Consider the following 13,945-nt stretch of genomic DNA (forward strand, 5'->3'; position numbering starts at 1 on the left):
CGGTGACCGCAGCGGGCCGGGGCTTCGTCGTGGTCATCCCGCCCGCCGCCTCAAGACCCGCCTGCGAAGAAGCCGGACTTCAGGTCCCCGATGATGACGTCGAGTGGATGCCCACTCACGGTGAGCGGTCCGCTCCAGGGCGCGGTGAGGGCGAAGAGCAACGCCAGGCTCAGCCCGACGACACTCGCAACGCCCACAACGAGCAGTGACGTTCGCAGGCTGCTGCGGAAGGTGAGTGCGCCGGCGTTCACGATCAAGGCCAGTCCGCCGACCACCAGCGTGACGACGTAGAGCGCGGGTACGTCGCGCGAGGCAGCCGCGACGCGTGCGCGACGACTATCGGTGACGCTGTCCAGGGAAATCAGCAGTTCCGTGCTCGCCGGGGTTCCCAGCTCGGGCCGGGCCGCCTCGGCACGTACGCTCCGCTCCAGTCGTGCGATCGCGTGAGCGGTGGCCGGGTCGTCACCGGACGCCGCTGCCGCACCCTGCCATTCCCTGACACGCGTGGCCTGCAGGTAGTCCCGCAGTGCCGAATGGATCGGCTCCGAGTGGACTCGCGGACTTGTCGCCGACCACGCCAGGCGGGAGGCTGCGGCCGCTTCGTCGCTCACCAACTGCTCCGCTGCGCGCAGGTAGCTGGCCTCGCTGGCCAGCGAGAGTGCCGCAAAGATCGCGAAGGCGGCGCCGAGGGTGGGCATCAGGGGCATGGCAATCTGGGGCACCCGATCCTGTTCCCCGACCGGCACGAGCTTGCGGACGCCGACCCGCGCCACGGCCGCGACCAGTAGGGCAAGGAAGAGCCAGCCAACCACCAGTACCACCGTCGGCAGCGAGGCCAACCAGTTCACCACATCACCTACAGCGCGTTCGGGCGAGCGTCACACGGCGGCGCCCCATGACCTGGACCTTCGACGAACGCTCCATGATCACAGGTCGAAGACCTGTGATGCCCGCGACGCCCGGTACCGGTCCCTCGCTTCGTCGGCCGATCAGCCCAGTACGGCCCAGTGTGACGCTGTTCGGCCGCCTTGCGATGCAACAGGCCAGGCGCAGCCTGCCGGTCGGCGTCAAAGGAGCGTTACGGTGGCGCATGAGGGCCTCCTGCACTCGGTGGTAGATGTCGCACTCACCACCGAAACCAGAAGTCCCTCACCCGCGCACAAGACCACCCTGCCGTCACCAGCGTGCCCGAACAGAACGCCTAGCCGTACGGGTTGAGTGCCCAGAAGCGGACGGTGTCGCTGCGCCGGTCGAACCACAGTTTGGTGGAGTAGCCGCTGCCGTCGCGGTCGAGCTCGTGCGACCGGATCCACTGCGGGTTCTCCGGCCCCTCGCCCGTGAGCGGCTTCTCGAACCACGAGGTGAAGTCACCGACCGGCCCCTCGGAGACGAAGGCGTGGGCGACCGTCAGCTCGGCAAGTTTCCCCGGTGTCAACCGGGCGAAGCCCGAGATCACCAGCTCCGGCGCTGGTATTGCGCGATCGTTGTCCCGGCTGCTCACCCACTTGGCGTCGGTGAGCGGGCCCAGCAGCGGGAACGCCCGCTCCAGCGGTGTGGTGTCGGTGTGCCAGTCCCCCTTGGCCCCGTTCACCACCTGACGCAGGGTCCACCAGGCGGGTAGGACCGCCAGCCCCGCCCCGACCCCGATCCCGATCCCGATCAGCTTCCGTCGCTCCAACGAGATCCCCCCTCGTGCCTGACTTCGGGGGGACCTTATCTGGCTCGCGCACCTCACCCGGACCACCTCTTGATCACAACCACATACGCGCCCTGGCTGGGCAGCTCACTTTGAGGTGGGCTTGCTCACCTCAACGCCTGCACGCCATCGTGGAGTTCAGGATCTCGGCCGACCAGACAGGACGCCCGTGATGCGGCTGATCAAACATCCGCTCGCCGCCGTACGCGACGAACACAACTGGTCCATGGATGACCTCTCCACACGGATGAAGAGGGCAGCGCGCGCTCGCGGCCGCCGCTCGGGCATCGACCGCAACCGGATCTGGAAGTGCGAAACAGGCGGCGTCGAGCCGTCCGCAGACTCCCAGTACCTGATCGCCGATGTCCTCGGCATCCCGCATGCGGAAGTCGATCGGCTGGACTGGCCCTGCTGGCTGCCCGTCCACTCACAGCCTGGGCCCTTCACCACCACCGACAGCCGCAACGTCCTCCAGGAGACCTACGTGCCGCACGACCGCCGCGCCTTCCTCATCAACTCCGGCGCCGCACTCGTCGCCCTGGCCGAGCACTGGACCCACACCACCCCGGCCCAGGTCGTAAGCCTCGACACCGCGCTCGACGGCGGCCGCCTCTACGAGCACCTCGTCAACGACCCGCGCTGGGCTTCCACCGGGCCCACCGCACGGGTGAGCGCGCCGCGGTCTGCGCGCTCACCAGGCGTACGGGCCGAAGCGGCCCCAGGCGATGACGACCGCGATCACCAGCAGTACGGCGTTGATTGCGATGTGGGACCGCTCCTTCGCCCGTGCGTGGACGAGTGCGGCGCCGGCCATGGTGATCGCGAGGCCGGTGGCGGCGAGCGGCGTCAGCACGGTGGCGATACCAGTGGTTGCGGGGAGCACCAGGCCGAGGGCGCCGAGCACTTCGAGTGCGGCGATGGTCTTGACCTGGCCGGGGCTGAAGCTCTTGGCCCAGGCCATGCTCTCGGCGGTCTTCTCGTAGGGCTGGGCCAGCTTGCCGCCTCCTGCGGCGAGCATGACCAGGGCGAGCAGGATCTGCAAGATCCACAGAAAGACATTCATGACGCAGTCCAGTTGTCAGAGAAAGGGGAGGGAAAAGGGGACGGAATTCGGTCGGCGCATCGACGTTCAGCGTGTGTACGGACGGCCGGGATGGGCGGCGCCGCTCGGGCAGCCCGGCACCACGGTAACAGAAGCGGACTTTACCCCGCTTAGAGCTCCGGCGGTAGATTGACGGCATGGATCCATCCGTGGTGCCCCTGGGCCGTCCCCGCGCCGAGCGTGCCGATGCGGCACGCAACCGTGAGCAGCTGCTGGCCACGGCACGCGCGATGGTCGCCGAGCTGGGGGTCGAGAAGGTGACCATGGACGGTCTGGCCGAGCGTGCCGGACTGGGCAAGGGCACCGTCTATCGCCGGTTCGGCACCCGCGCCGGCATCTTCCACGCCCTGCTCGACGACGCCGAGTGCGCTTTCCAGCAGCGGGCCCTGTCCGGCCCCCCGCCGCTGGGGCCCGGCGCTGACCCCGTGGAACGGCTCATCGCGTACGGCCGGGCCCGGACCGCGTACCTCACCGCGCACCATGCCGTCGCGCGCGCCGCACTGGACCGTAACCGGGCCGTCCCGGCGGGCGCCGCTGCCACCTTCACCCACCAGCACATCCGCATGCTCCTGAAGCAGGCCCTGTCCACCGTCGACGATCTCGACAGCCTCGCCATCCAGCTGACCTCCGCACTTGAGGGGCCACTGCTGATCTTTCTGGCCATGCCGGGCTCGGACACCGCGCCGCTCCCCGACACCGCGCCCCTGGGGGACAGTTGGCAGGTCATCGTCGAGCGGATCTGCCGCGACTGAACGTGCTCCGCCACTTTTGGCCGTCCCTCGATGCGCAGCGCGTGTACCCGCTCGAAGGAGCCATCCCGCCCCGCTCACTCACCGTTTCACAACGAAGTCCGTTGTGGGGCTTGACGGTTGGGTGGGCAGGTGTTGGTAGGCGTCTGCCGACCTTGTGCCTACGTGCCCTCAAAGAGGGGCTCACACCGGACCTTCACCCATCCACCGGGCAGACCCTTCGGTGGGGTGGAGAAGAGGACGTTCACCCAGGCGCGCACGAGAAGAGCGCGGGCGATGACCTGCCCTGGCAACAGCTCGTCCACCACCACGCCCCGCTCACCGAAGCAACCAGCGAGCACTGACGCCGGAATCTCGACGACATGCTCGGCCCCGAATGCGCCCGTGTACCGGGCTCGGGTGCGAGTCGACTGTGATGGCCCGGGCCACGCTCGCCCCGGGCCCGCAAGCCGCTCTGCGCGGCATCACCGAGCTCCCGTTGCACCCGCCGAAGTACACCTGTTGTCAAAGGCCCGTGCAAGACTGAGCCGGCCCTGCGGCACCTCCCTCACGAAGCCGATGCTGCCGCCGGGCACCCCGTTCGGTCGGGCACCTACGGCAGCCCGGCGCTGCGGGGCAGGTGACCGGGCGTCAAGCCTTTCGGCGTCTCCTCGCGACCGGGCCCCGCGGGGTCAGTCGGTGATGTCGGGGAGCCGGTATTCGTACCTGCGGGGCCTGAGGTCCTCCTCGGCTCCCAGTCGGTGAAGAGGGTGACCTTGTTGCCACTGGCGGTCTAGGGGTCGGGTGCGGGTGTCGACCTTGATATCACTGACGACGTAAAGGTCGACGGTGTTGTCCTTGTCCCTGGCGTGCAGGGACCGCCGACGCCATGCGGGCCCGCGTACGGACGGCTTCCGGCTCCAGGTTTGGACCGCGGCGGGCCGGTTACGGTCGGGGGCATGGAGAACGTACTGCGCCCGGTGATCGTCGTCGGCGGATCGGTCGTGCTCACGCTGCTCGTCGGGTGGGCCGTGGACCGGCTGCTGCGACGCGCGGACGGCCGGCACCACGAGACCCCGCTGTGGGGGCTGCTCCGTCGCGGCCGTGTCCCCTTCCAACTCGTTCTGTGCACCGGCATGCTCAGAGGGTCCTACGCGCAGGCCAAGCTGCTGGAGGAGCACTCCATCGGCATCGGCCGGATCCTGACGCTGACCCTCATCGGCTCCACGGCCTGGCTGGTGGTGCGCATCGCCGCCGCCGTCGTGGAGACCTCGTACACCCGCTACGCGACCGCCCACCGCGACCCCGCCCGGGTCCGCCGGGTCCGCACCCAGGTGTCGCTGATCCAGCGGGTGGTGTCCGCCATCGTCGGTGTGGTCGCGGTCGCCGCGATGCTGCTCACCTTCCCGACGATGCGGGCGGCCGGCGCCTCGCTGCTCGCCTCGGCCGGCGTCCTCGGCATCGTCGCCGGTGTCGCCGCACAGTCCACGCTGTCGAACCTCTTCGCCGGGCTGCAGATCGCCTTCGGCGACATGGTGCGCCTCGGCGACACGGTCGTGGTGGACGGCGAGTGGGGCACCGTCGACGAGATCACCCTGACCTTTCTGACGGTACGGACCTGGGACGAGCGGCGGATCACGATGCCCGTCTCGTACTTCACCTCGAAGCCGTTCGAGAACTGGTCGCGTGGCAGCGCCCAGATGACCGGCATCGTCTTCTTCCACCTCGACCACTCGGCGCCGGTGGAGGCCATGCGCGAGAAGCTGCGCGACATCCTGCGCGAGTGCCCGGCCTGGGACGGACGCGACTACGGGCTCGCCGTCACGGACTCCACTCCCAACACCATGCAGGTGCGCGCCCTGGTCACGGCCAAGGACGCGGACGACATCTGGACGGTGCGGGTCACGGTCCGTGAGCGGATGATGCGCTGGCTGACCGAGGCCCACCCCTACGCGCTCCCCCGCGTCAACACGGCCGGCGCGGCACCGCCTCCGGGCAGGACGCCGCGGGGCCCGCGCCGCGACCAGGACGGCGCCGCGACCCACTCCTTCGAATCTCCACGCACAGGCACGGGCCGCGGCTAGCCCCATGCCGAGGCCGCCACTGCCCCGCCACATCGCCGACTGTGCACCCACGGCAGAGTCCAGCCGCCCGGCGAAGGGCGACGGCTGCTGATCCGGGCTCAGATAGCGGGCCCGTCCCCTTCCGGGGGGTGTCCGGTCTCTGTTCCGATCGGATGCGCGCCGGCTGATCGCCGTACGCCGACCCCACCCCTCATCCCACACCGGCACCGGCACCGGCACCGGCACCGGCACCGGCACCGGAGTGTGGTCGGCCGCCTCATGAGTTCTCTGGTCTCGGGCTCCACCTGGATCGAGGGCACGACTCCTGAGTCGTTTGCCGTACCGTGCCGCTCACCCCCCCTGGCTGGTCAGGCGGGTCGGTACCGCCCCAGCTCGGCACCTGCCGCGGCCAGATCGGCGACCTGTTCACAGGTGACGAACTGGGCGCCGCGCGAGGCGACTTCGTCGAGCCAGTGTTCCAGGGCGAGGAGGCGGTGGCCGCGGCCGATCACCTCGGGGTGCATGGTGACGGTCAGGACACCGTGGTCGAAGTCCCGGAGCATGTAGTCCAGGTCAGCCGTCCAGTTGGCGAACATCTCGCCGGGGTCGCGCAGACCGGGCATGAGACCGGACGGGGTCCGCAGGAACTCCAGGTACGGGAAGTCGTCCAGACTCCAGGCGACCGGGATCTCCAGGAGACCGGCCGGCTCGCCCCAGCGGACCCCCGCCTCGTCCAGCACGTCCGGGGTGCGGCAGGGGTAAGGGGCGTAGTCGTGGCCCATCAGGCTGCTGTCGTAGCGCAATCCGTGCTCCACGAGCAGGCCGACGGAGGCGTCGGACAGATCCCAGGCCGGCGCCCGGAACCCGCGCGGCAGCTCGCCCGTGACCTCCTTGAGGGCGTCCAGCGATCGCTGGAGCACGGCGCGTTCCTCGGCCGGCTTGAGGGCGGCGACGTTCTCGTGGGCGTGCCCGTGCACCGCGATCTCGTGTCCTCGCGCGGCGAGTTCGCGGGTCAGCTCCGGATAGGTGAGGGCGGTGTGTCCGGGCACGAACCAGGTCGCCGGGATGCCCCGGGTCTGAAGGATGTGCAGCAGGCGGGGCACCGCGACGGCGGCGAACTCCCCCCGGGAGCGCGGGGTCGCGGTCAGTATGCCCCGGGCCATCCAGGAGGACAGGGCATCGAAGTCGAAGGTCACGCAGACGTATCCGCCCCTGTGCGCGCCCGGCGGAGGTGTTGGTGCCGTTGTGGTGTCGGGTTTCGCCATGGTGTTCTCGTTCCCTATTCGGCTCAGCTCAGCGGCAGTGCGGCGTTTCCGGTGCCCGCACCGCCGTCCACGGACAGCGACGCGCCGGTCATCCAGCCGGAGTCGGGGCCGCACAGGAAGGACACCGCGCCCGCGATGTCGTCGGGGACACCGGCGCGGGGCCAGGGCTGCCCACCGCGGATCGAGCGGACGTACGCCTCGCCGAGCGGGTTGACGTCGCTGTCGACCTCGATGAAGCCGGGAGAGACGGCGTTGACGTGGATGCTGTGCTCGGCGAGTTCCAGGGCGAACGCCTTGGTGAGCATGTCCAGTCCGGCCTTGGAGGTGCAGTAGTGGGCGGCGCCGCGGCGGGCGCGGGTGGAGGCGCCGGAGCTGATGTTGACGATGTGGCCGCCGGTGCCCGCGTCGACGAGCCGCCGGGCAAAGGCCCGCGACAGCGAGAAGACTGCGGACAGGTTGACGTCCATGACCTGGTCCCACTGGTCGTCGCGCATCTCGAGCAGCGGGGCGCTCGGGTAGAGGCCGGCGGCGTTGACCAGGATGTCCAGGCCGCCCCACACGTTCCAGGCGCGGTCCACGAAGCCGGGCAGCGCGGCCCGGTCGGTGAGGTCCACCTCCAGGGCGGCGAAGCCTCCGGCGTTTTCTGCGAGCGGCGGCCCGGCGGTCAGGGGGGTGAGGCGGTCGGTGCGGAGGTCCGCGAGGATCACCCGGATGCCGTCCGCGCTCAGCCGCTTCGCGACGGCCGCCCCGATGCCTCCGGCCGCTCCGGTGACCAGTGCGGTCCTCGGCCCGTTCTGCTCGCGGGTGCTCTCGGTGGTGCTCTGGGGGGTGCTCACAGTTCTCCTTGTGTCCCACGCACCGTGTCGTGGGTTGGGTCGTAGTGGGTCAGGCCGTCGAATCCGGCCCGCAGGCCGGCGTACCGGTCGGCCGTGGACCGTCCGTCCGGTGGTGTGCGCCGGGCGCGCCGTGCGAGGACGTCGTGCGCCCCGGGTGCGCCGTCGGCCAGCAGGTCGATGACGCACCAGGCCATCAGCACGGCCGGTTCCAGTGCGGCCAGGACATGGTCGGTGACCGTGTAGTCGACGCTGTGCGCGTCTCCGGTGGCACCGGAGACGAACGGGTGCAGGACCGGCATCACGGCGCCGAGGTCGCCCATGTCGGTGGAGGCGCCGAGGTGCCGGCCGGGGGCCACGGCGTCGGGGCCGAGCAGGGCGGTGCCGTTGGCCCGGGCCACCTCGACCAGGGCCGGATCCTGGTGGTGCGGGAGGTAGTTGAGCGTCGTCTCGGTGGTCGCTCGCGCGCCCAGCGCCATCGCTCCGGCTCGTGCGGCGCGATCCACGGCGTCGCAGGCGCCGCGCAGGGCGTCCAGGGTGCGGGCCCGGATCACCACCTCGAGTTCGGCGCGGTCGGGTACCGCGGTGGGCGCGTCACCCCCGTGGGGCAGTACTGCGTTGACGCGCACGGTGTCCTCGTCGCGGAAGGTGTCGCGCTGGGCGTCGATGGCGCTGATCGTCAGCATCGCCGCCTTGAGGGCGTTCACCCCGTGCCAGGGGGACGAACCGGCGTGGCTGGCCCGGCCGGTGAAGGTGATCCGCTTCACCACCGACCCGTTGTGGCTGTCCCCCACGCTGAGCCGGGCGGGCTGCCCCGAGGTGTGGCAGAGCATCGCCATGTCCACATCGTCGAAGGCGCCCCGGGCGAGGAGGTCGGCCTTGCCGACCAGGTGCGTCAGTTCCCCGGCCCGCACCCGCTCGCGCCGCCAGTCCAGCTCGACGCTCTCCTCGGCCGGGACGGCGAGGAACGCCACGTCCCCGTCCAGGTGCCCTTGTACGGTGGCCAGGCCGACCGCCGCGCCGATCATCGACGCCACCTGGGCGTGGTGGCCGCAGGCGTGCGCCGCGCCGGTGGCCGGGTCGGCGAGCGGGTGCCCGGGCAGCACCAGGGCGTCGAGTTCGCCGAGCACGGCCACGGTCGGCCCCGGGGCGCGCCCCGCCATGCGGGCCTTCACCCCGGTCACAGAGAGCCCTGCCTCGAAGGGGAGCCGGAGCTCGGTGAACCACCGGGCCACCGCCGCGGCGGCCCGGTGCTCGCGAAAGCCGGTCTCCGGGTGGCGTTGCAGGTCCTCGCTCAGCTCCAGCAGCCGCTCCCGGCAGTCCTCGATCGCGGCGCGGGCCCGCTCCTTGAGCTGCCCGACGGGCACGAGTGCGGTACTGCTGGCGGGGGTGCTCACGCGGCGCCCACCGCGACCGGGTCCGGGGTGGACGTCTTGTGCGACAGGTCCAGGTGACGGCCCAGACCGGCCCGAAACGCCTCAGGGGTCTGCGGAGTGACCAGCGCGCCGACGATCGCCAGGACGCATCCGATACCGAGGAAGGAGAAGGCCGCACCGTAGGAGAAGTGCTCGGCGAGGAAGCCCATCACGAACGGCGAGACGGCCCCGGCCAGCTGGCCGCCGAAGTTCACCATGCCGCCGCCGACACCCGCGTACTCGGCAGGCAGCATGCGCAGCGGCAGCCCGAAGATCTGCATGTACGCCAGGTACATCACGAGGGTCCCGCAGGTCTCCCACGCGATGAACTCGGTGGCCGACCCGGCGCGCACCATCATCACCAGCAGGCCGGCCGTGACCAGCATGACGGGGATGACCACGCGCCGGTGGTTGCCCTGGAAGAAGCGGTCGAAGAGGTAGCCGCCGGCCATCATGCTGATCGCCGCGGCGACCCACGGGATGCCGGACATCAGGCCCACGCCGGTGAGCGAGACGTGCTTGTTCTCCCGCAGGTAGGAGGGCACCCAGGAGACCAGGCCCCAGCCGATGATGTTGAACCCGCAGAACATCAGGGTGAAGCGCCACATCATCGAGGACTTCAGCAGTCCCATCGCCTGCCGCAGCGAGACCTGCGCGACCGGCTCGGGGGCGGGCCTGCCGGTCGCGGCGGCGAGTTCCTCGGTCGTCAGCGGCTTCGGCATGCCCTTCCAGAGCACGATCACGATCAGCAGGCCGAGGACGGACACCGCCCAGAACGCCCCGCGCCAGCCGAAGGCCACGATGAGCGGAGCCGCGACGATGGGGGCGATCGCGGAACCCAGTGGGTTGGACGCGGACATCACGCCGTTGGCGGTCAGCCGCTGCTCGGGGGTGGTGCGCTCGCTGAGCGCCTTGATGGACGCGGCCGGATACATGCCCTGGAAGACGCCGAAGACGGCCCGGATCACGATCATGGTCGTCAGTCCGATCGCCAGCCCGCTGGCGGCCGTGAAGACGGTCCAGCCGCCGGCCGCCAGCAGCATCGTGGGGCGAGTGCCCCTGGTGTCGGCGAGGATGCCGCCGGGGATCTGCATCGCGGCATAGGTGACGAAGAAGGCGGTGAGGATCAGGCCCTGCATCGTGGTGCCGAGACCGAACTCCTCACCGATGTCCGGCAGGGCAAGGGTGATCACCAGCCGGTCGATGTAATCGATCAGCCAGGTCATGAAAAGTACGGACACGGCGGCCATGGCCACCCGCCGGGCCGAACGCGCCCGAAAGCTCTTGCCCTCTGTCATCTTCCACCTCCACGCGGATATCCGTCGATCACGTCCCGGCACCGGTCACCGGATCGTGGTCAGCAGTGTGCAAACCCGGCGTACCCTCACGGCTTGTGGAGGGCGAAGAGGTTTTCGGCGTTCCCTCGTGCACGGCGACAAGGTCGTTCGGTTGCAGGGCGAAGAGTTGCACGGCGGCGTTCAGCCGCTCGTACGGATCGCCCAGATCCAGGCCGGTGAGCTCACGGATACGCCCCATCCGGTAGCGCAGGGTGTTCGCATGGACGTTGAGTTCCCGTGAGGCCGCCGCGGTGTCCCCGAAGGCGTCCAGATAGGCCGCCAGCGTCTGCGTGTACGCGGTGCCGCGCCGCAGATCGTGCGCGCGCAACCGGTGCACCGGCCCCTCCTGGAGCCGCCGGTCGGCGGTGACGGCCTCGCCCAGCATCAGCAGGTTCGCCGTGCCGCGCACGTCCTCCAAAAAGGCGCTGCGGATCTCGCCGCGCCGGGCCAGTGCCCGTACCACCAGGTCCGCCTCCATGCGGCTGGCCGGCAGCTCCCCCAGGTGCGGCACACAGGACCCGATACCGGTACGCGGCCGGACTCCGACCGCCTCCGCCACAGCGGCGCCGACCGCGTCCGCCGCCCGCCGGATGCCGTCCCGGTCGGCCAGACCCACCAGCGCGAGGACGACCCGACTCGGGCCCGTCGTCGCGAGCGCCCGCCACCGGTACCCGGCCAGACGGCGCAGCGCCTCCTCCTTCGCCCGGTACAGGTCGGCCGCGCCGGGGCGGGTGCCCTGGGCCGACAGGTCCGCGATCAGCACGGTGACCGGCGTGCCCGGGTCGACGGCCAGATGGGAGGCGGCCAGTTGCGGGTCGACGTCGCCGAGCAGCGCCCGGCCCAGCAGCTCCTCGTCCAGGCGCCGCCGGGCCACCTCTTCCTGATCGAGGCCGAGCAGCACCCCCACGGCGACCGTCGCCGCGTCCGCGACGAGTTCGGCGGCGTTCTTCACGAGGGGTTCGTCGCCCTCGGCCACCCAGATCGAGCCGAGGTTCTCCCCTCCGGCGCGCACCGCCGCCGCGAGCCTGCGCCCCGCCCCCACCTCCGGCACCGCCGCGACATCGACCACCTCGGGCCCGGCCCACAGCCGCCGGTACACGCCGAGTTCGACCAGGCGCGCCCGGTATCCGGCCGGCCCGTGCTGGTCGAGCACCGCGGCCCGGCGCATCTCGTCGTCGCCGGGGCCCAGGCGGGAGGCGGCCAGCAGCTCCTGGCCCGGCGTGAAGATCATGACCGAGCCGTTGACCAGCCGGGCGAGGGAGTTGGCCAGGCTCACCAGGTCGTGCCGGCGGCCGAGCACCGCCCCCTGCCGCGCCCCGGGCCCCACCCCAACCGCCAGCAGGGCACGCAGCCGTCCGATCAGATCCGTCCAGTCCTGATCGAATGCCAGCGCCAAAACCGCCACCCCGTGCTCCGTACCAAGAGCGCTCGCCTCACGCAGGGCACGGTCCCCGCCGGCCACGCCGGCCTTGACGATCACGGCACTCGCCCCGGCCCCCGCCGCGGCCCGGATCAGACCGGGCGGCTCCCCGCCCGCCCCGATACCGAGCAGCAGCCCGCCGGCCCGGCCGAGCCCGGCCCCCACGCCCGCCCCGGCACCCGGACCCGGCTCCGAAAGGCTTGCGGAACCCGGGCACCCCTCGCCCCCTCTGTACCCCGCGTCCCCTCCGCGCCCTTCGCGGTTTTCATGTCTTTCATGCCCTTCAGGCTCGTCGCGCCGTTCAGGTTCTTCCGGTCCTTCGTGCACAAAGAGCGAGCGGATCGGTACGTCCAGGCCGTGGGGGGCCGCCCACACGGCGACGGTTCCGGGCCCCAGGCAGTCCACGACGGTGGTCAGGGTCGCCGGGGCGTCGGCGCCTGCCCCTCCAGCAGCACCCAAGTGTTCCGGGTTGTGGTCGGGCACGGCGGATCAGCTCCAAAACTTGGGGGGTCGCACAAACCATCGCATGTCGCGACAGGGCCATCATGCACAGGCCTACCCCCACGGAAGCCGCGCCGAAGGAGCCCCGCCGTGCCCGCACCCCAAGCCCTCGACCCGCAGGACCTGTTGCATCGCCTCACCGACGCCACCCCGGCCATGGTCACGGATCTGGAACGGTTGGTACGCGCGGAGTCCCCGTCCTTGGACGGCGACGCCCTGAGCACGTGCCGCACCGTCCTGGCCGAGATCGGCACCCGGCTCCTGGGCACCGCCCCCACCATCCTGCCCAACGACCCCGGCAACGGCCGCCCCGGCGGCCTGCTGTGGCAGCTCGGCCCGGCCGACACCCAACCCGTCCTCCTCCTCGGCCACTTCGACACCGTGTTCCCGAAAGGAACCCTGAAGCACCGCCCGTTCCTCGTGGAGGGCACCCGGGTGACAGGCCCCGGCGTCTTCGACATGAAAGCCGGCCTGATCCAGGGCCTGTACGCGGTGGCCCAGCTGCGCGAACTGACCGGCCAGGACCCCGCCGTCGCGTTCCTGGCCACTGCCGACGAGGAGATCGGCTCCCCGGCCGGCGGCCGGGTCGTGACCCAATGGGCGCGGCAGTGCCGTGCGGCGCTGGTACTGGAGGGCGCAGCCGACGGGGGCGGCCTGAAGCACGCCCGTAAGGGCTGGTCGTTCTACGACATCCGCGTCAAGGGCATCGCCGCCCACGCGGGCCTGGAGCCCGACAAGGGATGCAACGCCCTGAGCGACCTCGCCAAAATCATCGTCGCCCTCGAATCCCTCGCCGCGCAGGACGACCGGATCACCCTCACGCCGACGCTGGCGAGCGCGGGCACCACCCAGAACACGGTGCCCGACCGCGCCCAGGTCACCGTCGACGTCCGCGTCCCCGACATCCGAACGCAACAGGAGATCGACACGGCACTGCACCGCGTGGTCTCCGAGACGGCCCGGCTCCCCTTCGAGATCACCGGCGGCCCCAACCGCCCGCCCCTCGAACAGGCCCGCGCCGCAGACCTGCTCGTAACAGCCCGCACCTGCCTGGACGAACTCGGCCTCCCATGGCCCGGCTCGGCGGCAGTGGGCGGCATATCCGACGGCAACCTGTGTGCGGCAGCGGGCACCCCCACCCTGGACGGCCTCGGCGCGGTCGGCGGCGGCCCCCACGCCGACCACGAATGGACCGACGTGACCCACATGCCGCAACGCGCCGCCCTCGTCGCCCTGATGGTGGAACGGCTGGGGGCAGCCGCCCGGTAGGGAGGGCGCCGGGGTCGCCCAGCGAACGCCTGGGCCGCCGGAGGTGGGTCATCGAGCGGACCATGTCCTGGCCGACCGGCTACCTCAGACTCAGTCCCCGCTTCGAGCGCCGGCCCACCAACCGCCTGGCCCCTTTCGGACTTGCAGCCGCGCTCCGCTGCTACAAGCGACGCTCGAAGCCCATCCTGCAGGACGCGTCCACATGACGATGCCCAACCGGCTCTCTCCCGCAGACCATCAGCTGGTGAATACGTGGAGGAGGCTTCAGGTCCCATGAGGCAGGCCCTGATGCGCGGGGGCCGCATCGGCCCGTCGC

11 protein-coding genes are annotated in these 13,945 nt (G+C 71.1%); 3 read left to right on the forward strand and 8 right to left on the reverse strand.

Translation table 11 applies throughout. The annotated features are described in order from the left end of the window. Positions 1–50: 50 nt before the first annotated feature. The 3 genes from ACFC96_RS31775 to ACFC96_RS31785 all read right to left on the reverse strand — a co-directional run bounded on the left by ACFC96_RS31775 (position 51) and on the right by ACFC96_RS31785 (position 2,759). Positions 51–848 (reverse strand): hypothetical protein, encoded by a 798-nt coding sequence (locus tag ACFC96_RS31775; RefSeq protein WP_340457038.1) that lies wholly within the window; start codon positions 846–848, stop codon positions 51–53. Between the two features lie 353 nt (positions 849–1,201). Next, positions 1,202–1,678: a hypothetical protein gene (locus ACFC96_RS31780; protein ID WP_376615362.1), complete on the reverse strand. Its 477-nt coding sequence runs from the start codon at positions 1,676–1,678 to the stop codon at positions 1,202–1,204. A gap of 709 nt (positions 1,679–2,387) precedes the next feature. Further along, complete coding sequence (locus ACFC96_RS31785) at positions 2,388–2,759, reverse strand: DoxX family protein (protein WP_376615364.1); 372 nt, start codon at positions 2,757–2,759, stop codon at positions 2,388–2,390. Between the two features lie 176 nt (positions 2,760–2,935). On the opposite strand from ACFC96_RS31785, the gene ACFC96_RS31790 reads away from it, so the two are divergent. Both ACFC96_RS31790 and ACFC96_RS31795 read left to right on the forward strand, forming a co-directional pair. Then, positions 2,936–3,550, forward strand: a complete 615-nt coding sequence (locus tag ACFC96_RS31790; protein ID WP_376615366.1) for a TetR/AcrR family transcriptional regulator — start codon at positions 2,936–2,938, stop codon at positions 3,548–3,550. A gap of 935 nt (positions 3,551–4,485) precedes the next feature. Further along, positions 4,486–5,610, forward strand: a complete 1,125-nt coding sequence (locus tag ACFC96_RS31795) for a mechanosensitive ion channel family protein (protein WP_376615368.1) — start codon at positions 4,486–4,488, stop codon at positions 5,608–5,610. Between the two features lie 347 nt (positions 5,611–5,957). Here the strand turns inward: ACFC96_RS31795 and ACFC96_RS31800 are convergent, their stop codons facing one another. The 5 genes from ACFC96_RS31800 to ACFC96_RS31820 all read right to left on the reverse strand — a co-directional run bounded on the left by ACFC96_RS31800 (position 5,958) and on the right by ACFC96_RS31820 (position 12,024). Further along, complete coding sequence (locus ACFC96_RS31800; RefSeq protein ID WP_376615370.1) at positions 5,958–6,785, reverse strand: polysaccharide deacetylase; 828 nt, start codon at positions 6,783–6,785, stop codon at positions 5,958–5,960. A 92-nt stretch (positions 6,786–6,877) separates the two neighbouring features. Further along, the gene (locus ACFC96_RS31805; protein ID WP_376615372.1) at positions 6,878–7,690 is read right to left on the reverse strand and encodes an SDR family NAD(P)-dependent oxidoreductase; all 813 of its coding nucleotides are present in this window, start codon (positions 7,688–7,690) and stop codon (positions 6,878–6,880) included. After that, positions 7,687–9,084 carry an amidohydrolase gene (locus ACFC96_RS31810; protein ID WP_376615374.1) on the reverse strand — a complete coding sequence of 466 codons (1,398 nt, stop codon included), beginning with the start codon at positions 9,082–9,084 and terminating at the stop codon, positions 7,687–7,689. The genes ACFC96_RS31805 and ACFC96_RS31810 overlap by 4 nt, the downstream gene beginning before the upstream one ends. Next, positions 9,081–10,400: an MFS transporter gene (locus ACFC96_RS31815; RefSeq protein ID WP_376615376.1), complete on the reverse strand. Its 1,320-nt coding sequence runs from the start codon at positions 10,398–10,400 to the stop codon at positions 9,081–9,083. The genes ACFC96_RS31810 and ACFC96_RS31815 overlap by 4 nt, the downstream gene beginning before the upstream one ends. Before the next feature lie 28 nt (positions 10,401–10,428). Continuing rightward, on the reverse strand, positions 10,429–12,024 hold the full coding sequence (locus ACFC96_RS31820) for a PucR family transcriptional regulator (protein ID WP_376615378.1): 1,596 nt from the start codon (positions 12,022–12,024) through the stop codon (positions 10,429–10,431). A gap of 426 nt (positions 12,025–12,450) precedes the next feature. On the opposite strand from ACFC96_RS31820, the gene ACFC96_RS31825 reads away from it, so the two are divergent. Next, entirely contained in the window at positions 12,451–13,629 is a 1,179-nt protein-coding gene (locus ACFC96_RS31825; protein WP_376615380.1) for a M20/M25/M40 family metallo-hydrolase, read from the forward strand. The last annotated feature ends 316 nt before the right edge of the window (positions 13,630–13,945 follow it).

The organism is Streptomyces sp. NPDC055955, from assembly GCF_042270245.1.
Lineage (GTDB): Bacteria > Actinomycetota > Actinomycetes > Streptomycetales > Streptomycetaceae > Streptomyces.

What these genes read in the sequence shown, in the direction of transcription:
- ACFC96_RS31815 (WP_376615376.1), bottom strand. Translation starts at nt 10,400, where the DNA reads ATGACAGAGGGCAAGAGCTTTCGGGCGCGTTCGGCCCGGCGGGTGGCC.
- ACFC96_RS31785 (WP_376615364.1), bottom strand. Translation starts at nt 2,759, where the DNA reads ATGAATGTCTTTCTGTGGATCTTGCAGATCCTGCTCGCCCTGGTCATG.
- ACFC96_RS31795 (WP_376615368.1), top strand. Translation starts at nt 4,486, where the DNA reads ATGGAGAACGTACTGCGCCCGGTGATCGTCGTCGGCGGATCGGTCGTG.
- ACFC96_RS31790 (WP_376615366.1), top strand. Translation starts at nt 2,936, where the DNA reads ATGGATCCATCCGTGGTGCCCCTGGGCCGTCCCCGCGCCGAGCGTGCC.